Genomic DNA, 24,877 nt, shown 5'->3' on the forward strand with positions numbered 1-24,877 from the left:
CGTATTATGCATTTTTGCCGAACGTGACGCCGCCGTCGATATAGAGAGGCGAGCCCATCATAAATCCGGCTTCGTCCGAAGCGAGGAACAGCGCGGCATTCGCCACGTCCTCGGGCTTGCCGAGCTCGCCGCTGAGCTGGCGGCTCTTGATGGCTTCGATCGCCTTTTCCGGCTCGTCGTAGGACGTTTTCAAGTAGTTCTCGACGAACGGTGTAAAGATGGTGCCCGGGAGCAGTGCGTTTACGCGGATGCCGTAAGGCGCGTAGTCCACCTGCATCGACTTGGTCAAGGCGAGGACGGCGCCTTTGGAGGCGGCGTAGGAGGCGCGGCGGGCAAGCCCGATCTCGGCGATGCAGGACGACATGTTGATGATGCAGCCGGATTTGCGCGCCATCATGCTCGGCAGCACATACTTGCTTGGCAAAAAAACGCCGGCGATGTTGACGCGCATCACTCTGTCCCATTGCTCGAGCTCCAGCTCGTGCAGCGCGCCGACGCCGCTGATGCCGGCATTGTTGAAGAGCACGTCGACGCGCCCATACGCTTGGAGGGCGGTCTGCGCCATTTGCTCCATATCGGCCGGCGACGTGACGTCGCCGGGGATATACAGGGCGCTGCCGCCGCTTTTGTTGATCTCGTCAACCGTCTCCCGGCCCTTCGCTTGATCGAGGTCGTTCACGATGACGGTTGCGCCTTCTTGCGCGAAGCGCAAGGCGGAGCTTTTACCGATGCCGGAGCCCGAACCCGTAATCAAACACACTTTGCCGTCCAGCCTCATAAGCGGTATTCACATCCTTAAGTTTATTATATAAAACCAAATTTATTATATAAAACAAATATAGCATTCGCCTTTGCGCCGGTCAACGAAAAAAGAACCCGCTTTCACGCGCCAAAGGCGGCGAAAACGAGTCCTTTCCGATTCTCAATCAGGATCTGTATTCGAATCGGTCTTCTTATTCGAGCCTAATCTTTCGAAACCCAGACCCAATCTCCATCTACTGCAACGCTGACAATTGCTCCGCCAGCCGCAGCACTTCCGTCCGGGCGTCCGGCTTTTTGGCTTCCCAGCGAGGCAGCGGCATCGTGAAGCTGACGGCCGCCACGGGAACGCCGCTTGGGTCTTTGACGGCGGACGCGATGCACGCGATCCCGTTCACGACCTCTTCCTCGTCCACGGCATACCCGAGTTCGCGAACTTGCGCGAGCTGCACGATCAACGCCTCCACGTTCGAGACGGTTTTTTCGGTAAACCGTTCGAACGCGGCGTCCGCGAACAACGCGCGCACCCGATCGTCCGGCATTTGCGACAGGAGCGCTTTTCCCATTGCCGTCGCATAAGCGGGAATGCGCATGCCCGGCTCGGAGACGAGCCGTACGGGCGCCGGCGCTTCTTTTTTCGCGAGGTACAGAATATGGGTTCCTTCCAAGCGGGCAAGCTGCGCCGTCTCGCCGACCCGCTCGGCCGCGCTCGCCGCCAGGCGCTGGAACTGCGCGACGAGATCGATGCCGGAAAAATAAGCGCGGCCCAGCGTGGCGAATACGGGGCCGAGCGCATACGTTTCGCCTTTTTCCCGCGTTACCCAAAGCAGCGTCTCCATCGTTTGCAGAAGCGAGAACATCGTGCTTTTGTTGATGCCCGTCTCGGACACCAGGTCCATCATCCGCAGCCGGGAAGGGCGGGCCGCGATGCAATGAAGCACCTCATGCGCTCTTTCCAAGGCCGGCACCCAATATTTGCGCTCCGAACGTTCCATTTTCTCACCAGGTTTCTCTAATAAACTTGGTTTATTATATCACAAGCGCCTTTTTCCCATAACGCCTCCGTTATTTGATAGAATAGGAGAGTTCACTTCTAAGGAGGTACACCATGCCAGAGGTAAAAAAGCCGGGAAAAAAATATAAAGCCAAGCGTCCGACGCGCGACGAATTCGAGCTAGAGGAATTGGGAGAGCGTCTCGTGGAGGCGATGCAGGAAGAAAGCACGGTCGTGCTGACGATCTGGGACGAGCCGGAGCCGGTGCGGGGCCGGATCGTGAAGCTGGACGCGCGCACGAGATTGGTCCATGTCCAAACGCTCGAGAAGCTCGCCAAGCTGCCTTTCCTTGATATCATGCGCATCGATCACCCCAGAGATTAATCGCATGCCAGCCGTAGGACTATTCCCCGTTTAATTTATAAGCGTCCAATCGAGCAGCACGCCCATGGCCGAGCTGCGGTTATTCGCGAGCAGGCCGTACGCTTCCGGCGCATCCATCGGCGAATAACGGTGCGTAATGAGCGAACCGATATCCATGCGACCCTGGAGCAAGTATTGAAGAAACAGTCCGGACATGGCGGGATGGTTCCAATCCCTGTAATCTTTGACGGCATGAATGCCAAGGATCGAGATACAATCCGATACGACGTTCGGTCCGAGCGTTTGCTGCGAGGGCACCGAGGTATCGCCGAGCAGTACGACGCGGCCGAAGGGCTTGACGAGCAAGGTAGCCTGGGCAAGGACGGAAGGATGACCGGTGACGTCGAATACGACGTCGAGCATTTTGCCTCCCGTCGCCGCGCGGATCGCTTCTCTTGCCGCTTCTGCGTTCATGGGCAGCGGGATAATGCCCGGCTTTTTCGGCAGCAGGTCAAGCCGGCTCTCGGCCGGATCGATGGCGTAGATTTCGCGGGCGCCTGACAAATAAGCGTACTGGGCGGCCAAATGGCCCAGAAGCCCGAGCCCTATGATGCCGACCGTCTCGCCCAGCTTCAGCTCCGCGCGCCGGACGCCGAGCTGCGTCGTTTTGGCCAAGCTCAGCCAGAGTCCCTGTTCGTCGCTGATTGCCTGCGGCAGGACATAGACGTCGCTAGCTTCGATCTTGAAGTACTGCGCATGCGGATGCCCCGCATTGACGCGGTCTCCCGCGCGGATGTCCGTCACGTCCGGGCCGACCTCCAGTACCTCGGCTGTCGTCATATAGCCGGGCCGAAACGGGTACTGCACCCAATCCGACCAATTGGTTCCCGCGTCGAAGACGCCTCTTAAGCATTGCAGCTCCGTGCCAGTGCTGATGAGCGATGCCGTCGACCGGCACAAAATTTCCGTTCGCCCAAGCGCCGGGTCGAGCGGTTCTTTGCGTATCTCGACCTGCTGCGCCTGAGGGAAAACGACGTTCCAAGATTCCATTTACAACCTCCTCAACCGGGCTGACCCGCTTTCATCAAACCCATTGTAGAGGGAACGGCCTGCTTATCCCAGCGCCTTATTTTAGGATTAGTTAACACTTATACAGGTCTGATTTCAAACAAGCGCCTGTACTGGATCGGCGAGATGCCCGCGTATTTTTTGAACAGCCGGGTAAAGCTCTGCGCATCCTCAAAGCCCAGATCGGCGCCGATGTCGGCGACGGTGCGATCGCCCGTTTCAAGCAGGGCTTTGGCTTTGGCAATCTTCAGCTCCCGGTGGAGCAGAATAGGGGACTTGCCAAATATTTTCTTGAACTGATTGCTGACGTAAGTCGGGTTCATATGCATGTCCTTGGCCAGATCGGCGAGCGTAAAGTGAGCTTCCGGCCGAGCCGCAAGCTTGAGCAGCAGGGACAGAAAGCCCGCAGGCGGCAGCTCCGGATTCGCGTCGTTCGCTTGGCCGACGGCGTTGTCCAGCAGCACGTACAACAGCTCGAGCGCCTTCGCCTTTTGCAGGATCACCTTGGGCAGATGTCCGTCCTCCGGGTTCCGGCATCGGATCAGCTCGTCGAACGCGTCCTCGAACCGGCGATGATCGCGCAGCGGATAGATGAACGGAATTCTTAAAAACGGAAGTACGTCGACCGTGTTCTGAATCCGGTACGTAAAATGCCACCAGAGGAACTCGGTTTCCTCGTCGTTGTCTTTGTACTGATCGTGTTCAAGCAGCGGGGGAATAAAGATGACGGTGCCCGGAGCGATGTCGTACACGCGGTCCCCGACCCGGAGCTTGGCCGATCCGCTGCGGACATAAGTCATCATATAAAAATCGTGAATGACGCGGTTGCGGTAGTTGATCGCGCGCAGACGGTGATTGTCGAACGTCAGCACCTTCAATTCGGCAGCTGCAAGCAGGGAAAGAAGCGGATGATCCTTCATCGTGGAACCTCGCTCGGTACTGGAATGTGGTCTAGCTCGCCTTATTGAGTTGACCCTGGCGGTATCAGCCGGACTCGGCATGACGGGCCCGGTATTCGCTCGGGCTCATGCCCGCCGTGGCCGCAAATACGCGGCTGAAATAGTTTTGGTCGGCATAGCCGACCATTTCGGCGATTTCCTTGTTGCGCATGGACGGGAAATGGACCATCAGCTCCTGGGCTTTGCGCATGCGCATGGCGGTGACGTATTCCACGAACGACTTGCCGCTGTTTTCCCGGAACAAGCCGCAGAGCAGCGTTTTGGAAATGTGGAACTTGTTCATCAGCTGCGTCAGCGACAGCGGCTGCCCGATATGGGCGGCGATGTACAGCTCGATCTTGGCAAATAAGCGAACCAGATCCCCGCTGTTCAACTCGTCGAGTTCCCATTCGAAGCTGCGGGCCAGCATGGCGATCAGGCCGTCCGCCAGCTCCCCGAACGACCGGGCCATCTGCAGCAGCTCCTCGATCCGGGCGTCCCAATTCCGCAGCTTGAACCCTTTCGTCTCGCGCTCGTCGTTTTCGAGAATGCCGACGATCTCCTTGATCTGAAGCCGCACGATGATCATCGGACTGCCGTCAGCCTCCCACAGCTGCACCGTATGGCGGATCAGATTGGCGATTCCGGCATGGTCGCCGCGAACGAGCAGCCGTTCGAGCTGCTTCTTTTCGACCTTGGTGAACTGCGGTGCGAGCGGACGCTCCGGCGCGGAGGCGTCGAGCCATTGTGGCTTGCCGATGACGGTCCGTTCGGTCAGCACGCTGCGCAGCGCTGGCACGAGCTGTCCCAATCGGCGGATATCGCCGACCGGTTCGCTGCAGCCTACCGAAGGCGCGACTCCGTTTCTCGAGAAATGCAAGGAGACGGCTCGGCGAAAACGGTCCAGCTTCGTCCGTTCGTCTTCGCGCATGCCGGCCACGAGCAGCTGGGAGCGGCCGTCGTCGAGCGGAATGCTCCATAACCGATCGTCCTCGCTCAGCTCCGCCGCCAGCAACGCCCGCAGCCGTTCCTCCTCCTCGTCGTCGTCCGGCACCAGCACGGGATGCTCCTGAATGATGGCCATATTTTGCACCAGAAAAGCGCGGTACAGCGGAAAGGCGAACAACGGGCGGACGGCGGCGTCTGCGTCCTCAGAAGCATGAGGCGATCCGAGCAGCGCGAGCAGGGCTGCCCGCTGCACCCGATACGACTTGTTGCGCGTGCGCAGCAGCAGCTTCTCGATCAGGCTGCGCAGCGAATGCAGATCGACCGGCTTCAGCAAATAGTCGACGACATTGAAGCGGATCGCCTCCCGCACATAATCGAACGAAGGATAGGCGCTGACGACGACGACGGGCAGCTCCGCATCGAATTCGCGGATCGCCCGGGCCAGATCGATGCCGCTCAGCGCCGTCATCTGAATGTCGGTGAAGACGACGTCCGGCTTCCGCTCGGCGATGCGCCGCAGCGCTTCTCGTCCGTCGTAACATTCCGCCGTGACGTTAAGCGCCACCCGCAGCTCCTTGCCCAGCTCCTCGATTCTGCGTTTGAATTGTTCGATGAAGAACGGCTCGTCGTCCACGATCATGATGTTCATGCTCCATCACCCTATCCGTTAAATGTGCCGCGCAGCATAATTTCCGCCCCGCCGCCCGGCCGATTGCCGATCGCATACCGGAACTGATGCCGGAACTGCAGCTTCATCCGCACGATCGTGCTGACCATGCCCATGCCGCCCAGGTCGAGGCGGATCTGCTCGAAGTCCGCGTCCAGCCTCGCCAGCGACGACTCGATCTTGCCGTTGACGGCAGCCAGTCCGTCGTCCGTGAAGCCGGCGCCGTTGTCGAGCACTCGGAGCTCCCACCATTCGCCCTCCAGCCGGCCGACAACCGAGATGCGCAGCGGGCGGGCGTTGCCGCCGAACCCGTGCTTGATGGCATTTTCCACAAGCGGCTGAAGGATGAGCTTCGGAACGAAAATAAACAGCATGTCGGGATCGAGATCGAATTCGTATTCCAGCAGGTGCATGTAGCGCGTCTTCATCAGTTCCAGATATTGCGCGGTGAAGGCGGCTTCCTTGTCTAGCGTCGTAGTCGGGGAATCCATCGAGATGGAATATCGCATAAATTCAGACAAATTGCGGCTCAGCATGTTGACCTGCTCGAGCTGGCCGCTCTCGGCCGAGGCTTGAATGATGCCCAGCATATTGAACAGGAAATGCGGATTGATCTGCGCCTGCAGGGTGTCGAACTGGGATTGCAGCTGAAGCGTGCGGAAGCGGACGATTTTTTCCAGCGAATGCTGCAGCCGGTCGTTCATGTTGCGAAACGAAAAGTTGATTTTCTGGATTTCGTTCATTCTGAATTTGTTGTCGATTTTCGGCTGCGCGTCCTGCAGGTCGATCGAATCGATCGCGTTCTTCAGCTTCACCAGCGGCTGGGTGAGCACGCGGGACAAGTAATAAAAGACGGCGACCGAAAAGAGGATAAGGACGACGACCGTGGCGACCGCCACATTGCGGAACAGGTCGAGCTCCGCGAATACGACCGTGCGCGGCACCGTCAGTACGACCGACAGGCCGGACTTCGGCGCCGTCTGTCTGAAGGCGTATTCATTTTGCCCTGCGGCGCCCACAGCGGCGGCGGCCCCGCCTTCCGATACCTCGCCGTCCGTTGCCTCGCCGTTCCGGTTGTCCGCTAGCGTGTAGATGACGCGGTCGCCCGCCGTTACGAGCAGCCGGGAACCCGGCATCGCCGCGAGCTGTTCCAGCGGGATGAGCTTGGCGACTTCAATCTGCATCTCGATAACGCCGATTTTGTTTTGCTTCGGATTGAGCAGGCGGCTGAACACGAAGACGGGCACGTCGTCGGGATTGGCGGCATAGTCCTTGTCCCGGTAACGGAGCAGCGTCTCGCCGCTCGATCGGCGCACAGCGTCAAGCTCGGCGGGATCGTCCGGCGGCCGGTTGGCCAGCTGGCGAACGGAAGGGCGGAGATAAACCGCGTTCTGGGCGGTGACGATGCTGATCCGGTGAATATCGTTGTAGATCGCCGAGATGAGGCCGAGAAAATCGTCCACCGCCTTGCCCGATTCGTACGTATCGTACGATTCGCCGTCGGCGGCCAGCAGCTCCAAATATTGAATGACCGTCCGTCCGTTGATTCCGGTGCTGAGATAAGCCTGCTTGCTGATGCTGTTGAACTCGCCCCAGCTCGTATCCAGCTTGCCGCTGATCGTCGCCATCGTCTGGTCGATATTGTTCAGCGCGTTTTTCTCGATGCCTTTTTTCAGATAGAGATAGGCGGGAACGCTTGCCATAATCGTAATCGCAACGAATACCAAGGAATAGACCAAGAAGACTTTTGCCTGCAGAGAATTCCTCAATCTCAATGCCGATCACCGCCTTGCCCACAGTATAGCACAAACGAATCCGCTCTCCGGATGTCTGTCCAAAAATCCAGACCGTCCGAACGATCTTCCATATCGGATGGCTTTTGCCGTTTGCTATCATAAGGGGGCAACGAGCTGGCGGCACACATTACGAATATCGGAGGCGTTCGAAGCATGCGACATTCCAGACTTAAATCGACGGCGGCCATTTTGGCGTTCGTCATCCTGATGGGCATCCTGGCGGCCTGCGGAAACGGCAATAAAGCGGATGAAAATGCCGGCGACACCGGTTCGCAGGCATCCAATGCCGGCGCGTCAGCCAGCCCTGCGTCTGCCAAGAAGCCGGTCGAGCTGGTGCTCTCCACCTTCAACAGCTGGGGCGAATCGGTCGGCCTGAAGAACGCGCTGGCCGCCTACGAGAAGGCGACGGGCAACAAGGTCAGACTCGACGTCTACCCGGACGATCAATTCATCAACATCCTGAAGACCAAGATGTCGACGGACGACGCCCCCGATCTGTTCCAGGCCAACGTGGGCGACGGCTACATTCCTTTTACCTTCCTGGAACCGCTTTCCGGTCCGTGGGCGGACAAGATGATCGACAGCGTCAAGCAGTTCGCCGCCAAGGACGGTCAGGTGTACGAAGCGTACGCCACGCCGCTCGGCTATTTCGGCGCCATTTACAACAAAAAGGTATTCGAGAAAGCCGGCGTCAAGGTGCCGATGATGAATTACGCGGAACTGACGGCGGGCCTGGAGAAAATCAAGCAGACCGGCGCCACGCCGCTGTTCATTCCCGGCAAGGAAGGCTGGACGTACCAGATGCTTCAAGCCGTCGGCGGTGTCTATACGTTCCCCGACGAAGATGTGGAGAAGATCGTCAAAAACGAGGAGAAGCCGAACGACGTCAAGGAACTGGTTGAATTCGCCAACCGGATGCTGGCGCTCAAGCCGTATATTAACGACAATCATATGACCGTGCAGATTCCCGACGGCTACCAGGGGCTGCTGGACGGCAAATACGGCATGATGGTGCTGGGCGACTGGCTGTACGCCGATCTCGCCAAGACCGATCCCGAGAAGGTCAAGGATCTCGGCATGATGCCGATCACGCTCGGCGACGATTATATCAGCGGCGTCGTCAACCTGTCGGGCCGCGCCTTCGGCGTGCCGAGCAACAGCAAGCATAAGGAAGAGGCCAAAGAGCTGATCAACTTCCTCATGGAGCCGGACAACTTCAAGATCATGGTCGCTCCCGACCAGGGCGCGAGCCCGTACGAAGGCTATGCGACCGATCAAAATCCGTTCCAGCAGGAAATGCAGCAGCTGACGACCGCAAACCAGATTCCGATCACGCTGGACGTGTTCCGCCAGCATTTCCCGACCTTCAATTTCTCGGACAGCGGCAAGCCGTTCCGCGACATCTTCGCCGACAAGCCGATCGACAAGGCGTTCGACGACTGGTACAAGGATTACGCCCAGTTGAACCGCACGATCAAGACGCCGGGCTGGTAACGGCCGGAGCGCCTCTACAAAATTTGCGATTGCGCGGGCGCGCGCGAACGGCGCGCGCCTTCGCCGATTACGGAAGGCGGTAAGGCCATGCTTTCAAAAGGCGTATCGAAGCAGTATACGATATTGTTCGTCCTGCCGGCGTTTCTCTTGTTCAGCCTCTTTTTCATCATCCCCAACCTGTCCGGGTTCGCGATGGCGTTCACCGACTGGTCCTCTTACTACCCGCTGAAGCCGGCCTTTAACGGCTGGACCAACTTCGTCGATCTGTTCCAGTCGTCGATCTTCTCCATTTCGATCAAAAATACGCTGATCTTCACCATACTGACCACCAGCGTCAAGATCGTCGTCGGCTTCCTGCTGGCCATCATTCTCAACAATCAGATCAAGCTCAAGCATCTGTACCGGACGATTATTTTCTCGCCGATCGTATTCAACCCGCTGGTCATCGCCTTCGTGTTCAGCGCGCTGTACCAGCCGGAGTTCGGGCCGATCAACGTCTTTCTGCGCAGCGTCGGTCTCGGCTTCCTCGCCCAGGAGTGGCTAACGGATCTGCGCTTTGCCATGCTGTCGATCTGCGCCATGGACGTCTGGGCCAGCATCGGCATTACGGTCGTCATTTTCCTGACGGGGCTGCAATCGGTGCCGCAAGAATATTACGAGGCTGCAACCGTCGACGGGGCGGGCAGCTTTCGAAGGTTTTTCAACATCACGCTGCCCTTGACGATGCCCGCCATCACCATCAATTTCATTCTGTGCCTGATCGGCGGCGCCAAAGTGTTCGGCCAGGTATTCGGGCTGACGAACGGGGGACCCAACGACGCGACGCAGGTGTACGGCACCTTCATCTTCAAATCGTTCTCGACGGGCTTGTACGGCTATTCCGCTGCGGCCGGACTGCTGTTCACGGTCGTCATCAGCCTCGTCAGCTTCATCACGCTTGGTTTGTTCCGCAAGCTGGAGGTTGAATACTAATGCAGATTTCGAGACTCGCAAAACTGTGGAAGCTTATCGCGGAGCTGATCATGCTGGGCGTCGTGGCGGTCTATCTGCTGCCCGTCTGGATCGTCGTCGTCAACTCGCTGAAGGATACGATCCACGCCAACCGGCTCGGCTACAACTGGCCGAAGCAGCTGCATTTCGACAATTATGCGAAGGTGTTCGAGAAGTCCAACGCGCTGTCCGGCATCTACAACGGGCTGTTCATCGGCATCACGGTCGTGCTCATCGGCGGGCTGTTATCGGCCGCGGCCGCCTATTACATCGCGAGAAAAGGAACGCGGTTCGCCCGGTTCGCCAGCGTCTACTTTTTGTCCGGCATCATTATTCCGACCGCGATCATCCCGACCTATTTCGCCATGCTCATTCTCGATCTCAACAATACGTATCTCGGTCTGATCGCCATTTTTACGACCTATGCCCTGCCCCTGAGCGTCTTTCTGTATATCGGTTTTCTGAAAACCATTCCGAGAGAAATCGACGAGGCGGCTATTATAGACGGCAGCAAGCCTTACCAGATGTTTTTCTCGATCATTTTGCCGCTGCTGGCTCCGGTGTCCGTGACGGTCGTCGTCCTTAACTTCATCGGCGTCTGGAACGATGTCTCGACGTACCTGTACTTTTCGGGAGGAGACAAGTGGCCCCTGCCGATGACCGTCTTCATTTTCTTCGGCAAATACAAGCAGCAGTGGGACCTGCTGTTCGCGGACATTCTGATCGCCACGCTGCCGAGCCTGATCTTCTTCGTCTTTGGCCAGCGGTACATGGTGTCCGGCCTGACGGCCGGCTCGGTGAAGGCGTAGCATGATCGATTATGCGCGCCATATTCGCAAGAACGACTGGTACAGGCATCCCGTCATCGGCGATCCGTCCTTCGACACGTTCGTGCGGTCCCCGGCGAACCCGGTCTACAAGGGAACGGCTCCGTTCGAGTGGCCGGTGAACGGGACGCTGTTCCGGGACCCCGTGTCCGGCCTGCTTTATGTGTATATATCGCTTTATTACAAAGGCTACTGGCCGCCGGAGACGTCCGGCGACAGCCTGCATGTCGTCGCCATGCGCTCGGCGGACGACGGCGCATCCTGGCAGCCGGTCGGCACCGTGCTGGAGGGGACGCCGGACGGCTACGACTCGCGGGACGGCCGGCGCGGCGGCGCGGCCGACCTGTGCGTCGTCTGGGACGCCGGACGCTACCACGCCGTGTTCGGCTGGGCGTCGCCCGGCAATGTCGACGGCGGCATCGGCTACGCCGTCGCCTCAACGCCCGAAGGTCCGTTCGCCATCGCGGCGGCGCCGGTTCACCGGGAATCGGACCAGCCGCTGCTGCTCGGCCGATACAAGCGATTGTACGCCTCGTCGCTCATCCGGCGGGAGCGGGATTGGCTGATCGTGGCGATGGCCAGCACGCCGCAGAACTGGGGCGGCACGTGGGCGCTCGCGGCGATGACGGCGGAACGGCCGGAAGGGCCGTACTCGGCGCCGGTACTGCTCTTGCATCCTCAAAGTCAAGTATTCCACCCGCCGATTGCGGAGTTTTTCCCCGCCTTTGAGGACGAGCGGTATGTATACGCGCCGTTCACTTCGCTGGCGCTGAACCGCGGCTTTCAGGCGCTGTACCGGGCGGAGCGGGAGCGGGCCCATCTGCCCGAAGCCTGGCAGCTGATGAAGTACGGCTCGCTATGGCATGCGGAGGATCTGGCGCACGAGAAGCAGGGCATATGGGGCCAGACGCTGGCCGGTCTGCCGGAGGCGGACGGGCGCTTCCGGGTTATCTACCCCGCCAAGACGGCGCCGGAGGAGGATGTCGGGACGATCAACTTCGCCGAATGCGTCTGGGCGGACATCGATCGAGGCGAGACATTCCGGCTGTCCGCGCCGAACGGCGACGCCTTCAGCTTCCTGACGGCTGAATTCGGCGAATTCGCGCTTGAGGCGAGGGTTGGCTCCGCCGGGGAAAAAAGCGTCTGCTGGGCGTGCCGGGCGCCGGTCGGCCCCGACATCACGACGGCGGGAGCCGCGCTGCATCCGCTGATGTACCGCGACATGCTGCGGCTACAATGGTCGGACGGTCGCTGGAGCCTGACCGACCACGACGATTCGGGAGGCGTCGCGCCGCTGGCCGCGGGCGTCTATCCGCCGGCGAGGGGGAACACTCCGGCAACGGTGGAGGCGGCGGCCGGTACTACAGCTGCGGAGGCGGCGCCGGACGAGATTCGGCTCCGTTATGCGGCCGATGGCACGAGCCTGACGATAAACGGCGCTAACGTCTGGTCCGGGCGCATCGCGATACGCCGCGGCGCGGTCGGGCTGCTCGCGGGGGCGGGAAGCGCGATGCGGGTCGACCGCTTTGCGCTCGACCGCGCGGGCTCCCCCTTGACGGTGGCATGTCTGGCGACGGAAGGGATGATCGGCGCGGGTCATGCGCCCGCCAGAGACGGCAGCGCCGTAGAGCCGGAGGGCTGGACGCTGGTGACAGACGAGCGGCTGCGCTTCGGCTTCGGGTATCGGACCGACCGCGCGGGCAGCCGGGTCAAATGGAATTATAACGGCGGACGGTTCAGGCTGTGGAGTCCGTCGGACCGCTCGCTCGGGCGAATCCGCGTATACCTGGACGGAACGCTGCTCGCGACGATCGACCTGGCTGCAGGAATCGCAGGGCCTTCCCGCGTCGTCTTCGACAGCGGCGAGCTCGCTTGCGGCTATCGCGCCGTCACCGTCGAGCTCGCCGGCGGCGGGGCGATGGTATGCGATTCGTTCGACTTCGTCGCGGCCGGATCGGGCGCGGAGGAGCATACGTAGACGAGGGCAGATCGACGGAGCACATAAAAGAAGGGAGCTGCTGCGGGCATGAGAGTCATTGTCGGCGGATTGGTGCAGGAGAGCAACACGTTCAGTATGGCGTCCGTCACCGTGGACGATTTCCGGCGCTATTATATGGCGGTGGACGAGGAGCTGGCGAGCGAAGGGACGGCGCGCAACGAGCTGAGCGGCTTCTATCTGGCGGCCAAGGAACGGGGAGTGGAGCTGTTGCCGACGCTATATGCGGGCGCGGTCTCCGCCGGAAGAATCGGTCGGACGCCGTTCGACGAGCTGAAGCGGATGCTGCTGAGCCGTATCGGGCGGCTGCGTCAGGCGGACGGCGTGCTGCTGGCGCTGCACGGCGCCTGGTGCGCCGACGACGAAGACGACGCGGCAGGTGAGGTGCTGGAGGATGTCCGCGCGATCGTCGGACCCGACATACCGATCGTCGTCACGCTGGATTCGCATGCGAACGTGACCCGGCGGATCGCCGCTCTTGCGGACGGAATCGTCGGCTACCGGACGTTCCCTCATGTGGACTATATGGAAACGGGCCACCGGGCAGCCTGCCTGCTGTTCGATATGATTGGGGATTCCCGCCGCCCGGCAGTCGCCTTCCGCAAAGTGCCGATGATCGTGCCTGCGGAAAACCAGCAGACGTACCGGGGGCCCATGCGGGAATTATGGCTGGAGGCGGAAGACGGGGAGAAGGCGGGCGCTTCGATCGCCACGTCGCTGTTCGCGGTGCAGCCCTGGCTGGACGTGAAGGAGATGGGCTGCTCTGTCGTTGTGGTCGGAGCCGACCGGGCCCGGGCGGAAGCCGAGGCGGACCGGCTGGCGGCGATGATGTGGGCGCGCAGGGCGGCGTTCGACGTGGAGCTGCATACGGTGGAGGCGGTCGTCGGTCTGCTGGACGGCGGGGACTCCGGGAGGCCGTTCATCCTCTCCGATTCGGCGGACAGCCCCGGAGCGGGCTCGCCGGGCGACAGCAACTACGTGCTGCGCGAGCTGCTGCGGCTGAACGTGCAGCATCGCCGGACGGCGCTGCTGTCCATCGTCGACGCCGAGGCGGCGCGCAAGGCGTCGGCGGCGGGGAGCGGCAGCCGGGTCAGGCTGGCCGTCGGCCACTCAATATCGACCGAGGTGGGGCAGCCGCTGGAGATCGAAGCCGAGGTCGCGGCCGTCGGCAGCGGCAAGTTCCGCTTCGGCGGCGGCTTCATCAAAAATTTGGAGGCGGATATGGGACGCTGCGCCGTGCTGGCGATCGGCGGTCTGTCGCTGCTCGTGATGGAGAACGCCGTCTTCACCGGCGATCCCGCCATGTACCGCAGCGTCGGCCTGGAGCCGGCGGAGGCGGACATCGTGCTGGTGAAGTCGGCCAACCAGTTCCGCTCCGAATACGAGAAGCTGTCCTCCCGCATCTACATTCTGGATACGCCGGGGGCGAGCACGGCCAATATCAAGTCGCTGAACTTCGTCAATATCGACCGGCCGATGTACCCGTTCGACGACCATTTCGACTGGAGGCAATCACGATGAACAAAAGCGAACGAGCGGCGGCGCGCACAGCGCAAGCGCCGCGCCGGACGAATGGAGGATGGGCGAGATGACGAACGAAGAGACGCAATACGCCAGCCAGAAAGTGCGCAAGATCAGCTACGAGGGCGACGCGCTGCGCATGTCGATGGACTGGAGCGTCGAGGATCTGGATAAAATCCAGGTGCTTGTGGAGAGCACGATGGGCTCTAGCCACCCGAGCTCCTATCACCTCGGCGAGCTCGTCGCCGAGGCGGAGAAGGGCGTCTACCAGCTCGGAGGCAAGCCGGCCGTATATACGACGACGGATATATGCGACGGCGTGGCGCAGGCCCACAACGGCATGCACTATTCGCTGCCGTCGCGGGATATGATCGCTTCGATGGTGGAGATCCACGCCATGGCGACGCCGTTCGACGCGATGGTGCTGTCGTCGGCCGGCGACAAGGCGGTGCCGGCGCATCTGATGGCGATCGCCCGGCTCGATATACCGGCGATCCATATTCCGGGGGGAGCGATGGGCGCGGGGCCCTGCATGCGTTCCAACGAAGAGCTGTGGCATATGAGCGTCGAGACGGAGAGCGGCAAAATGACGAAGGAGGAATTCCTCGCCTTCCAGCGCGCCTGCTGTCCGACCTGCGGCGCCTGCCAGTACATGGGGACGGCGGCGACGATGCAGGCGATGGCCGAAGCGCTGGGCCTGGCGCTGCCCTGGTCGGCGCTTATTCCGGCGACGAACGCCGAGATTCGCCGGTCCGCCCGCGAGGCGGGCCAGCAGGTGATGCGGCTCGCCCGCGCCGGCATCAAGCCTTCGGACATATTGACCCGCCAGTCGTTCGAGAACGCCATCATGGTGCATTCCGCCATCGGCGGCTCGCTGAACGCGGTCATGCATCTGATCGCGATTGCCCGGGAGACGGGCATCGAGCTGTCTGCGGACCGGTTCGACGAGATCCACGGCCGGGTGCCCGTCCTGGTCGATACGAAAACCGCCGGCCATTATCCGACGGAGCTGTTCTGGTACGCGGGCGGCGTCCCTTTTGTCATGGAGGAAATCAGGGAATTGCTCCATACGGACGCGCTGACCGTGACCGGCCGCACCGTCGGGGAGAACCTGGACGAGTTCCGCAAGAGCGAGATGCCCCGCTACGCGGAGATGTTCCTGGCCAACTACAAGCTGAACCGCCGGGACGTCATCTATCCGCTGAAAAAGCCGCTCAAGAGCGAAGGCTCTCTCGCCGTACTGAAGGGCAACCTCGCTCCGGCGGGCGCGACGATCAAGAAGTTCGCCGTCGCCGCGGACATGCAGCGGCATCAAGGTCCGGCCGTCGTGTTCGACAACGAGCGGGATGCGGTGGACGCTCTGGTGGCCAAGACGATCCGGCCCGGAGACGTGATTATCATCCGCTACCAGGGGCCGAAGGCGGTCGGCATGCCGGAGATGTTCTTCATCTCCGAGCTGATCGCATCCGATCCCGTCCTGTCGCGCACGACGTCGCTCGTGACCGACGGGCGGTTCTCCGGTGCGACGCGCGGACCGTGCGTCGGCTATCTGGGCCCGGAGGCGCTGGACGGCGGCCCCATCGCCGCAGTGAAGAGCGGCGATCTGATTCTCATCGATATCCCGAACCGGCGCATCGACGTGGTGGGCGAGGACGGAATCGAGCGCGGAGCCGACATCATGAAGGAGGTGATGCGGGACAGACTGGCGCAATGGCAGCCGCCGGCCTTCGCCCATAAGGGCGTCCTGCGCCAATATACGGCGCTGGCGCGGCCCGCGCTGGAGGGCGGATCGTCTTCCGAAGGAGGTACGCCCAGATGAGGTTGAGCGGCAAAACGGCCATCGTCACCGGCGCGGCCCAATCGATCGGCGCAGCCGTCGCCAGACGCTACGCCGCGGAGGGAGCCGTCGTCGCAATCGTCGACCGCGCCCGTCCGGAGCTGGCCGACGCGGTCGTCGACGAGATTAACGCAAGCGGCGGCGAAGCGTTTTTCGTTCAAGCCGACGTGTCCAGGGAGGACGAGGTTCGCCGAATGGTGCGCGAGGTCGCGGACCGCTGCGGCACGGTCCACATTCTCGTGAACAACGCCGGCATCGATCCCCGCAAGCGGTGGACCGAGATTACGGCGGACGACTGGGATCATGTGATGGGCGTCAACGTCCGCTCCCAGTTTCTGTGCGCCAAGGCGGTACATCCTTACATGCAGGCGCAGCGCTACGGCAAGATCGTCAACGTCTCGTCCGTCACCTTCTTCACCGGACAGGCGAACTTCGTCCATTACGTCGCTTCAAAGGGAGCGGTCGTCGGCTTCACCCGCGCGTTGGCCCGGGAGGTGGCGGGCGACGGCATTACGGTCAATTGTCTGACGCCCGGCGCCGTGCTGACGGAGACGGAGCTGGCGAAGGTCGGTGCCGAAGCGCTGAAGGAGGCCGAGCGCAAGCTCGCGGAATGGCAAAGCTTCGCCCGGCGCGAGACGCCGGCCGACCTGGAGGGGGCGTTCGTCTTTCTCGCTTCCCCCGACAGCGACTTCGTTACCGGGCAGACGCTGAACGTCGACGGCGGCTGGATCATGCACTGAAGCGGAGCGCCAGGCCGGCGCGCCCGCCCGCACGTCCGGCGCGAAGCCGGGGAACTACGGCAAGCGAATCAACGGCATCCACATTCGATAAGGAAAAGAGGTTATGATGATGAAGGTTCAATCGGCCTTTCTTCTATCCGTTCCGAGAAAATGGATTTATGCCTTCGCTTTCGCGTCGATCTTCCTGATCGCGGGCTTCGCCGCAGCAGGAGAAGCCCACGCACAGACCTATTATGTCAGCTCCTCCGACCCCGGCCGCAGCGACAGCGGGCCCGGGACGAGCGCCTCCGCTCCCTGGGCGACCTTGACGAAGGTGTCTTCGGTGACATTTAACGCCGGAGATACCATTTTGCTGAAAAAAGGCGATACGTGGACGGGCGAGACGCTGTTCCTGAAGGGCAGCGGCACCTCGAGCAACTGGATCACCCTTTCCTCGTACGGCACCGGCGCGCGGCCCCGCATCACGCCGTATACGTCGGAAGCGGCCATACCGGCGGCCGACCCGACGAATGTCGCGAATAACGGCATCATGTACGGCATTCGCCTGCAGAACAACGCCGGCTGGAAAATCGTCGGCATCGAGGTCGCCTATACGAAAATGGGCATCGTCTACACGAACGACAACACCGACAACAAGGACGGCCTGTGGATCGAGGACTGCTACGTGCACAACATCGCGAAATGGCCGATCCATCCGTATCCGTCCGCGGACAACCGCGCCGCAGAGTTGCAGTACGCGGCCTATTCCATCGGCATCTATGCGCACGGCAGGCATCTCGACAGCGGTTTGTACGGTCACCTGCAGAACATCACGATCAAAAACACGACCATCAACAACACCGACGCGCCGCTTGACGTCGGCTGGGCCGACAACATTACGATCGATTCCATCACCGCCAAGGATTCCTATCGGGAGGGGGTCCAGTTCGGCCACGTCAACTACGACGGCGCAGGTCCGTTCGTCGGCAGCTTTACGAACAGCCGAATTTTGCGGTCCGGCTACCTGTACGGTTTCGCCTGGGGATCGGCGGGCCTGCAATTCAACGCCGTCCATCACTTCACCGTCGACAACGTGGAGATCGGCTCGACGAAGGCGCCGGACGGGCCGGACGGCGTCGGCGTCGACTTCGAGGGGTTGAATACCGACGTTACCGTGCAGAACAGCTACATTCACGACAACGACGGCGACGCCTTCATGCTGACGCGCAACGGGTTCTGGGGCCGCAACGAAGTGACCGGCATGCCGATCGAGAACGCCAACACGAGCATTATCGGTAACTACATCGTCAACAACGGGCTCAAGATCGACCCGAACCAGCCGCACGCCGCCTTTATGGTGCACGGCTGGAATCTCGGCAACGGCGGCACGATTTCGGGCAATACGATCGTGAAAGCGTCGGCCTCGCAAGCACTGAACCATATTTTCGAGCGGACGCCGAGACTCACGGAATCGATGCCGCGGGACCATGTGTACGCGAACAACATCGTCAAGCTGCCAGGGGGCAATATCATCCATTATGCCGCCACCGGATTTTACAAGACGCAGGGAGCGGCCGGCTGGAGCTATCTGGTGAACGGCTCGACGAACGCGGTCTGGCAGGAGGCGCCTGCGCCGAACGATTATGACGATGCCGGCACGACGCAGAGCTACGGCATCCCGTACGATTACGCGCCCAACGCGAACTGGCAGTACGGACAAGGCTATTGGAAGTCGTCCACGGGGGGCATGCAGATCGGCGACAACTGGCTCCTGCCCGACGTCGGGCAAGCGGCTCACCGCGTCTGGACGTCCGACGGCATCAAGAAAATCCGCATTACCGGCACGGCCAAAAAGGCGGACGTCTCCGGCGGCGACGGCGTGGACGTCAAAATCGTCAAAAACAACGACGCGACGCCGCTCTGGTCCGGCACGCTCGCTTACAACGACGCCACCGGTCTTAGCCACGACGTCACCCTGATGGTCAAGTCGGGCGACAAAATCTCCTTTATCGCAAGCGCCAAATCGAGCGCCACGGGCGACAAGACGGAATGGAATCCGGTGATCGAGGAAGTGCAGGAGCCGGGCCAGTCGATTTATACGACGCAGGTGCCAAGCAACTTCTTCTCCGACGCGCGCTACGACCTGGGCACAAAATTCAAGGCGAACGTGTCCGGCACGATCACAAAGGTGCGCATTTATACGAAGGATACGGAGAGCGGCATTCACACGGTGCGCATCTGGAACGCGACGACGGGCGCCATGCTGCTGCCGAAGGCGTACGATTGGGACATTCCGGGCGGCACCGCCGGTTGGAAGGAATTCACGCTTCCCGTGCCGCTTGCCATCTCGGCCGATACCGACTACATCGTGTCGGTCACGAACAGCACGGATCTGTATTACGCCGACACGCAGCACGGCTTCGACAGTCCGATCAACAACGGCAATCTGATCACCTACGCGGCCAGCGGGGTGGGCAGCACGACGCTCGGCACAATGCCTAGCATCACCTACCTGAACAGCAGCTTTTTCCGCGATATCGTCTTCGTTCCGACGCCGTCGCAGACGATCTTCACGACGCAAACGCCGGATAATTACTTCTACGACGCGCAATACGAGCTCGGCACCAAGTTCAAGACGAGCGTGGCGGGCAAAATCACGAAGGTGCGCATCTATACCAACGGCGTGGAGACAGGCACCCATATGGTTCGCATCTGGAACGTCGCCACCGGCACGATGATCCTGCCGACGGCCTACAGCTGGAGCGTGCCGACGGGAGCGGCGGGCTGGAAGGAATTCACGCTTCCGACGCCGCAAGCGATCTCGGCCAACACGGATTATATCGTGGCTGTCTCCACCGGCACGGACAAGCTGTACGCCGATACGCAGCACGGCTTCGACAGCCCGATCAACAACGGCAGCCTCGTCACCTACGCGGCGAGCGGCGTCGGCACGACCGCGCTCGGCACGATGCCGACGAGCACGTACCTCAACAGCAATCTGTTCCGCGATATCGTGTTCGTCGCCGACTGACGAGGCGGACCACTCTCATTTTTGTGCTCAAAAATTTGAAGGAGTCTCTCCGTTCGGTCCTGCCGAACGGGAGACTCCATCCCTTGTCCGGGCTGCCGGATAAGGGAATGCCGAGGATGTGAAAACAATGAAAATCGACGACATGCGTGAAGAATTCATAGCCCCTTCCCCGTCGCTTCGTTCGGCTCCCTTCTGGTCCTGGAACGACAAGCTGGAGATCGATGAGCTGGTCCGCCAGATCGGGGAAATGAAGGCGCAGGGCATGGGCGGCTTCTTCATGCATTCCCGCGAAGGGCTGGAGACGGCATATATGGGCGAGGAATGGCTCGCCTGCATCGAAGCGTGCGTGCAGGAAGCGAAGCGGCTCGGTCTTCAGGCCTGGCTGTACGACGAAGACCGGTTCCCGTCTGGCGGCGCCGGAGGTACGGTCGCCGCAAAGGGCGACGCGTACCGGGCGAAGGCCGTCACGCTGGAGGCAATCGGCAAGGCGGATGCAGGCGCCGTTGCCGACAAGAGCGCCATCGCCGTCTTTTTGGCGAAGGCGGACGGCACGGAGCTGCTGCGCTGCGAGCGGATTGCGGCCGACGACCGGACGGTCGCGCTCGGCGAAGGCGAGCTGTTGCTCGTCTTTCGCATGGAGATATCCGAACCGGACGAATGGTTCAACGACGAAGCGCCGGCCGACAATCTCAATCCGGATTCAGTCGCCGCCTTTATCGAATCGACGTACGAGCCTTACCGGCTTACGGTCGGCGACGAGTTCGGGCAAGCCGTGCCGGGCATTTTCACGGACGAGCCCAATATCGCCGATTTCCGCTCGCCGCACGGCACGGACAGGGCGTGGCTGCCGTGGACGGACGGGTTCGCCGCTTTTTTCCGCGAGCGTCGGGGCTACGACCTGCTGGACGAGATTCCGCTGCTGTTTTTTCAAGGGGAGCGCGCGCCGAAAATTCGCCACGACTACTGGCGAACGATCACGGAGCGGTTCGGGGACGCTTATTCGCGGCAGCTGGGCGCATGGTGCGAGGCGCATGGCATCGCCTTGACCGGCCATTATCTCGTCGAACATAACCTGGGCATCGGCACGCGGCTGAACGGGGCGGTCATGCCCCAGTACCGGTACCAGCAGGTGCCCGGCATCGATATATTGGAGGAGCGGACGGAGGAGTACTGGACCGTCAAGCAGTGTACGAGCGTCGCCAATCAGTACGGGAAGCGGCGGGTGCTGTCCGAGATGTACGGATGCGCCGGCTGGGAATTCACGTTCGAAGGGCAGAAGTGGGTCGGCGACTGGCAGTACGTCATGGGCGTGAACGCCCGCTGCCAGCATCTCGCGCTTTATTCGCTCAAGGGGTGCCGGAAGCGCGATTTCCCGCCGGCTTTCGGCTACAATACGCCCTGGTGGAAATACAATCATGCGGTAGAGGACTATTTTGCGAGAATCGCCGCCGTGACGACACAGGGGCCGGCCGTTCGCGACGTGCTCGTGCTGCATCCCTCCTCGACGGTATGGACGCTGGTAGGCTGCGATCCTTACCGCTATCTCGGCTGGGACGATCCGAGCCTGCTGGCGGCCAACCGGCTGGAGCGGCAATGCGACGGCGTCGTCCGTGCGCTGCTGGGGTCGCATTACGACTTCGACTTCGGCGACGAGACGATAATGTCGGAGACCGCTTCGGCGGCGGGAGGGGCGCTCGCGGTCGGCCTGGCTTCCTACAAGGTCGTCGTGCTGCCCGGCGTCGCCTCCATCTGGCGAAGCACGGCCGAGCTGCTGCTTGCCTTCCTGGAAGGCGGCGGGCGGGTGATCGTCGTCGAGCCGGTCCCGACGATGATCGAAGGAGAGCGCTCCGGCGAATTGGCGGCGCTGCTGAGCCATCCGAACGCGGTGACGGTCGGGAGGCCCCGGGACACGGTGCGCGCGTTGGAAGCGGCTCTGCCGCGCCGGGTCAGCATTTGCGACCGCGCCGGCAGCGAGGCTTCGTCGTTTCTCTATTTGATGACGGAGCTGGAGGACGGATACGGCGTGTTTATCGTCAACAACGACCGCAACAGCGGCCACGAGGTCGAGATCGCGTTTGAACGCCCGGGCAAGCTGGAGGAATGGGACCTGCTCGAGGGTGGCATCGCCGTGCGGGGCGTGTCCTTGTCGGGCAAGAGCGGCAGCGGGGGCGGCATGCGCTTTACGGCCGATTTCGGCCCGGCGGGCTCGCGGATGTTCGTCATCCGGACGAACGAGCCGCCCCTGGAAGCCGAGAACGATTTCTCCTACGTGCCCGTTCATGAACGCAACAGGGTGGCGGAAGCGACGCTCGGCCCGGCCTGCCGGTTCACGCGGACGTCTCCCAATGCGCTCGTGCTGGACCGCTGCCGCTATAGGCTCGACGGGGGCGCATGGTCGGAGCCGATGCTCGTCTGGGAGGCGCAGCGCGCGATCAGGGAGACGCTCGGCATGCGGCCCGTCCACTACAACGGCATTCCCCAGCGCTACCGCTGGATCGGCGAGCCGCATCCAAGGGACGGCGCGGCGGTCGAGCTGGCATTCGTTTTCCAGGTCGACGAAGTTCCGGCAACGGACGTTTTCCTCGTCCTCGAGCAGGCGGAATCGTTCGACATTCGTCTGAACGGGGAAGCGGCGGCCGGCGAGCCGAACGGCTGGTATCTCGACAAATCGTTCGTCAAGGTCAAGCTGCCCGTTGTGCGACCCGGAAGCAACGAGCTGCTGATCAGCTGCGCGTACAGGCAGACGTTCGAGCTGGAGGATTGTTATCTGATCGGCGATTTTGCCGTGGACGCCAGCCGCAGCATCGCGGCCGAGCCGGAGCTGCTTCATGTCGGCGACTGGTGCCATCAAGGCTACTATCACTATTGCGGCGGCATTGTCTATCACTTCGAGTGTATGTTGGAGCCGATTGAGCCCGGCAGGCGCCGGGTGCTCGAACTGGACGATTTCCGGGCAGTGACCGTGGAAGTGAGGGTGAACGGGACGTCGGCCGGGCTTATTCCGTGGAAGGCTGCGGGCAAGCTCGACTTGACCGAGCACTTGCGGGCGGGAACGAACCGCATCGACATTGAAGTGACGGGAAGCGCCCGCAACCTGCTGGGGCCCCTGCATCAGCGGGGCAGCCACAATCCGTGGACGGACTGGACGTTCTTCACGCGGGAGCATACACGCGATGAGCCGCAGTACACCGTACTTCCTTATGGATTGATGAGCAAAGCGAACATATATCAGATTTAGCGGCGAGGAGCGAGCGATGGTGGTTGCGGTGGACATCCGATTCGATTTTAACAAGGCGGGGGCGGGACGCGTCAAGGCGCTGCACGGGGTCAACAACGGCCCGGTCTGCTACGGGACGCTCATCGACGTGAGCGACTATTTCAAGGAAGCCCGAATTCCCCATGCCCGGCTGCACGATACGAACTGGCCCCATCCGCGCGAGGTGGACATCAACACGATTTTTCCCGACTTCGACCGGGATCCTGAAGATCCCGCCAGCTACGATTTCCGCCGGACGGACGATTACATCCGGTCCGTACTGGACACCGGAGCGCAAGTGATCTACCGGCTTGGCGTCAGCATCGAGCATACCGCGGTCAAATATTATACGGCGCCGCCCGCCGACTATGACAAATGGGCGCGCATCTGCATCGGTATTATCAAGCATTACAATCAAGGCTGGGCGGACGGCTACGAATGGGACATTCGCTACTGGGAAATTTGGAACGAGCCCGACAATCCGACGCGCGGCTGTATGTGGGACGGTACGCCCGAGCAGTTCTACGCATTGTACGAAGCAGCTTCCGTGGCGATCAAACGCTTCGACCCGCAGCTGAAGGTCGGCGGATTTGCGGCGACGATGGTCAACCACGACTTTACCCGGGGCTTTTTCGCCTACTGCCGGGAACGGAGCCTGCCGCTCGATTTTTTCTCCTGGCACACGTATGCCGACCATCCCGAGCAGGTTGCAGCCAACGCGAGGCTCGTTGAGGAATGGCTGGAAGCGTACGGCTATTCCGAGGCGGAAAGCCACTTCAACGAATGGAATTACATGAATATCGATCCCAGTCTCGACCGCGGCTTCTTCACGCGCGGAGCCGAATACTACCGGCGCGATTCCTTCGACCGGCAGAAGGGAGTAGAGGGCGCTTCGTTCGCCGCCGCGACGCTGACACTTCTGCAGGATTGCCGCGTCGACGTGGCCAACTATTACGATGGCCAGCCGTCGGCGATGTACTGCGGCCTGTTCGACGTCTACGGCGTTCCGCAGAAGACGTATTACGCGTTCAAGGCGTTCTCTCGGTTGGTCGAGCTGGGCCGGCGGGTGCCTGCCGGGCTGGAGGTCGAGCGGACGGCGGGTCTGTACGTTTGCGCGGCCGCGAACGAAGACGGCGGGGAGGCGGCGGTGCTGATCAGCAATTTTGCGGCCGAGAGCCGGGAATATCGGCTGGATCTGAGCTCCTTGGCGGGGAGCGGGACATACGTCTGCAGCCGGTATACGGTGGACAACGACAGCGATCTGCGGCTGCAGGCCGAGCATACGCTTGACGTCGCAGGGGACGGAACGCTCGCCGTGTATGCGGAGCGGCACAGCGTCGTGCTGCTGGAGCTGCGGAGAAGCTAGCCGTGGCGGCGCGCGCGGCCGGCACTGGCTGCCGGTCCGTTTTCGTCGGCAATGGCTTGAATCTTTTGGCAACGGACCTCCAATCCGCTTCGGCGGAGACGGAGGTTTTTTAACTTGAATGTCCGGCTTCCGGCTTCTTGACTTGGTTTGTGCTGCATTCCGGTCCGTTCCCACTCCCGTTCCCACTCCCGTTCACGCACGCACTGTCAACCCCCGCCATCCCCGCCCGCCAGTAACATTCCATCCCCACTACGACGCGACAGCGGACCCAGGAGCCTCTATTTGCGCTTAAACGGCCAATTCCGGT

At 61.5% G+C, this 24,877-nt stretch carries 17 protein-coding genes; 11 read left to right on the forward strand and 6 right to left on the reverse strand.

Features of this window, described 5'->3' with window-relative positions; all coding sequences use genetic code 11:
- Nucleotides 1-4: 4 nt before the first annotated feature.
- Both KVT38_RS19055 and KVT38_RS19060 read right to left on the reverse strand, forming a co-directional pair.
- Nucleotides 5-778 carry an SDR family NAD(P)-dependent oxidoreductase gene (locus KVT38_RS19055; RefSeq protein WP_217595329.1) on the reverse strand — a complete coding sequence of 258 codons (774 nt, stop codon included), beginning with the start codon at nucleotides 776-778 and terminating at the stop codon, nucleotides 5-7.
- Between the two features lie 217 nt (nucleotides 779-995).
- The gene (locus tag KVT38_RS19060; RefSeq protein WP_217595330.1) at nucleotides 996-1,754 is read right to left on the reverse strand and encodes an IclR family transcriptional regulator; all 759 of its coding nucleotides are present in this window, start codon (nucleotides 1,752-1,754) and stop codon (nucleotides 996-998) included.
- Between the two features lie 113 nt (nucleotides 1,755-1,867).
- On the opposite strand from KVT38_RS19060, the gene KVT38_RS19065 reads away from it, so the two are divergent.
- On the forward strand, nucleotides 1,868-2,137 hold the full coding sequence (locus tag KVT38_RS19065) for a YolD-like family protein (RefSeq protein WP_217595331.1): 270 nt from the start codon (nucleotides 1,868-1,870) through the stop codon (nucleotides 2,135-2,137).
- A 30-nt stretch (nucleotides 2,138-2,167) separates the two neighbouring features.
- Here the strand turns inward: KVT38_RS19065 and KVT38_RS19070 are convergent, their stop codons facing one another.
- The 4 genes from KVT38_RS19070 to KVT38_RS19085 form a co-directional block, all read right to left on the reverse strand.
- Entirely contained in the window at nucleotides 2,168-3,166 is a 999-nt protein-coding gene (locus KVT38_RS19070) for a zinc-dependent alcohol dehydrogenase (RefSeq protein WP_217595332.1), read from the reverse strand.
- Nucleotides 3,167-3,264: 98 nt separating this feature from the next.
- The gene (locus KVT38_RS19075) at nucleotides 3,265-4,104 is read right to left on the reverse strand and encodes a helix-turn-helix domain-containing protein (RefSeq protein ID WP_217595333.1); all 840 of its coding nucleotides are present in this window, start codon (nucleotides 4,102-4,104) and stop codon (nucleotides 3,265-3,267) included.
- 64 nt (nucleotides 4,105-4,168) lie between these two features.
- Complete coding sequence (locus KVT38_RS19080; protein ID WP_217595334.1) at nucleotides 4,169-5,719, reverse strand: response regulator; 1,551 nt, start codon at nucleotides 5,717-5,719, stop codon at nucleotides 4,169-4,171.
- Between the two features lie 11 nt (nucleotides 5,720-5,730).
- Nucleotides 5,731-7,476 (reverse strand): sensor histidine kinase, encoded by a 1,746-nt coding sequence (locus KVT38_RS19085; protein WP_217595335.1) that lies wholly within the window; start codon nucleotides 7,474-7,476, stop codon nucleotides 5,731-5,733.
- A gap of 210 nt (nucleotides 7,477-7,686) precedes the next feature.
- Here KVT38_RS19085 and KVT38_RS19090 point away from each other — a divergent pair, with 210 nt between their 5' ends.
- From KVT38_RS19090 to KVT38_RS19135, 10 genes are all read left to right on the forward strand, one after another.
- Nucleotides 7,687-9,027 carry an ABC transporter substrate-binding protein gene (locus KVT38_RS19090; protein WP_217595336.1) on the forward strand — a complete coding sequence of 447 codons (1,341 nt, stop codon included), beginning with the start codon at nucleotides 7,687-7,689 and terminating at the stop codon, nucleotides 9,025-9,027.
- 87 nt (nucleotides 9,028-9,114) lie between these two features.
- On the forward strand, nucleotides 9,115-9,999 hold the full coding sequence (locus KVT38_RS19095; protein ID WP_217595337.1) for a carbohydrate ABC transporter permease: 885 nt from the start codon (nucleotides 9,115-9,117) through the stop codon (nucleotides 9,997-9,999).
- Nucleotides 9,999-10,826 (forward strand): carbohydrate ABC transporter permease, encoded by an 828-nt coding sequence (locus tag KVT38_RS19100; protein ID WP_217595338.1) that lies wholly within the window; start codon nucleotides 9,999-10,001, stop codon nucleotides 10,824-10,826. Before KVT38_RS19095 ends, KVT38_RS19100 begins: the two co-directional genes overlap by 1 nt.
- Nucleotide 10,827: 1 nt before the next feature.
- Complete coding sequence (locus tag KVT38_RS19105; protein WP_217595339.1) at nucleotides 10,828-12,822, forward strand: glycoside hydrolase family protein; 1,995 nt, start codon at nucleotides 10,828-10,830, stop codon at nucleotides 12,820-12,822.
- Nucleotides 12,823-12,870: 48 nt separating this feature from the next.
- Nucleotides 12,871-14,361, forward strand: coding sequence for a M81 family metallopeptidase (locus tag KVT38_RS19110; protein WP_217595340.1), 1,491 nt, complete (start codon nucleotides 12,871-12,873; stop codon nucleotides 14,359-14,361).
- A gap of 67 nt (nucleotides 14,362-14,428) precedes the next feature.
- The gene (ilvD, locus tag KVT38_RS19115) at nucleotides 14,429-16,180 is read left to right on the forward strand and encodes a dihydroxy-acid dehydratase (RefSeq protein WP_217595341.1); all 1,752 of its coding nucleotides are present in this window, start codon (nucleotides 14,429-14,431) and stop codon (nucleotides 16,178-16,180) included.
- Complete coding sequence (locus tag KVT38_RS19120; RefSeq protein WP_217595342.1) at nucleotides 16,177-16,938, forward strand: SDR family NAD(P)-dependent oxidoreductase; 762 nt, start codon at nucleotides 16,177-16,179, stop codon at nucleotides 16,936-16,938. Before ilvD ends, KVT38_RS19120 begins: the two co-directional genes overlap by 4 nt.
- Nucleotides 16,939-17,047: 109 nt before the next feature.
- Nucleotides 17,048-19,948: a DUF4082 domain-containing protein gene (locus tag KVT38_RS19125; RefSeq protein WP_217595343.1), complete on the forward strand. Its 2,901-nt coding sequence runs from the start codon at nucleotides 17,048-17,050 to the stop codon at nucleotides 19,946-19,948.
- 127 nt (nucleotides 19,949-20,075) lie between these two features.
- Nucleotides 20,076-23,186, forward strand: a complete 3,111-nt coding sequence (locus tag KVT38_RS19130; protein ID WP_217595344.1) for a glycosyl hydrolase — start codon at nucleotides 20,076-20,078, stop codon at nucleotides 23,184-23,186.
- Nucleotides 23,187-23,202: 16 nt separating this feature from the next.
- The gene (locus KVT38_RS19135) at nucleotides 23,203-24,570 is read left to right on the forward strand and encodes a GH39 family glycosyl hydrolase (RefSeq protein ID WP_217595345.1); all 1,368 of its coding nucleotides are present in this window, start codon (nucleotides 23,203-23,205) and stop codon (nucleotides 24,568-24,570) included.
- The last annotated feature ends 307 nt before the right edge of the window (nucleotides 24,571-24,877 follow it).

The organism is Cohnella sp. GbtcB17 (assembly GCF_019091135.1).
Classification (GTDB): domain Bacteria; phylum Bacillota; class Bacilli; order Paenibacillales; family Paenibacillaceae; genus Cohnella.

What these genes read in the sequence shown, in the direction of transcription:
- KVT38_RS19135 (WP_217595345.1), top strand. Translation starts at nt 23,203, where the DNA reads ATGGTGGTTGCGGTGGACATCCGATTCGATTTTAACAAGGCGGGGGCG.
- KVT38_RS19090 (WP_217595336.1), top strand. Translation starts at nt 7,687, where the DNA reads ATGCGACATTCCAGACTTAAATCGACGGCGGCCATTTTGGCGTTCGTC.
- KVT38_RS19080 (WP_217595334.1), bottom strand. Translation starts at nt 5,719, where the DNA reads ATGAACATCATGATCGTGGACGACGAGCCGTTCTTCATCGAACAATTC.
- KVT38_RS19095 (WP_217595337.1), top strand. Translation starts at nt 9,115, where the DNA reads ATGCTTTCAAAAGGCGTATCGAAGCAGTATACGATATTGTTCGTCCTG.
- KVT38_RS19120 (WP_217595342.1), top strand. Translation starts at nt 16,177, where the DNA reads ATGAGGTTGAGCGGCAAAACGGCCATCGTCACCGGCGCGGCCCAATCG.
- KVT38_RS19125 (WP_217595343.1), top strand. Translation starts at nt 17,048, where the DNA reads ATGAAGGTTCAATCGGCCTTTCTTCTATCCGTTCCGAGAAAATGGATT.
- KVT38_RS19065 (WP_217595331.1), top strand. Translation starts at nt 1,868, where the DNA reads ATGCCAGAGGTAAAAAAGCCGGGAAAAAAATATAAAGCCAAGCGTCCG.
- KVT38_RS19055 (WP_217595329.1), bottom strand. Translation starts at nt 778, where the DNA reads ATGAGGCTGGACGGCAAAGTGTGTTTGATTACGGGTTCGGGCTCCGGC.
- KVT38_RS19060 (WP_217595330.1), bottom strand. Translation starts at nt 1,754, where the DNA reads ATGGAACGTTCGGAGCGCAAATATTGGGTGCCGGCCTTGGAAAGAGCG.
- KVT38_RS19105 (WP_217595339.1), top strand. Translation starts at nt 10,828, where the DNA reads ATGATCGATTATGCGCGCCATATTCGCAAGAACGACTGGTACAGGCAT.
- KVT38_RS19110 (WP_217595340.1), top strand. Translation starts at nt 12,871, where the DNA reads ATGAGAGTCATTGTCGGCGGATTGGTGCAGGAGAGCAACACGTTCAGT.
- KVT38_RS19075 (WP_217595333.1), bottom strand. Translation starts at nt 4,104, where the DNA reads ATGAAGGATCATCCGCTTCTTTCCCTGCTTGCAGCTGCCGAATTGAAG.
- KVT38_RS19130 (WP_217595344.1), top strand. Translation starts at nt 20,076, where the DNA reads ATGAAAATCGACGACATGCGTGAAGAATTCATAGCCCCTTCCCCGTCG.
- KVT38_RS19100 (WP_217595338.1), top strand. Translation starts at nt 9,999, where the DNA reads ATGCAGATTTCGAGACTCGCAAAACTGTGGAAGCTTATCGCGGAGCTG.
- ilvD (WP_217595341.1), top strand. Translation starts at nt 14,429, where the DNA reads ATGACGAACGAAGAGACGCAATACGCCAGCCAGAAAGTGCGCAAGATC.
- KVT38_RS19070 (WP_217595332.1), bottom strand. Translation starts at nt 3,166, where the DNA reads ATGGAATCTTGGAACGTCGTTTTCCCTCAGGCGCAGCAGGTCGAGATA.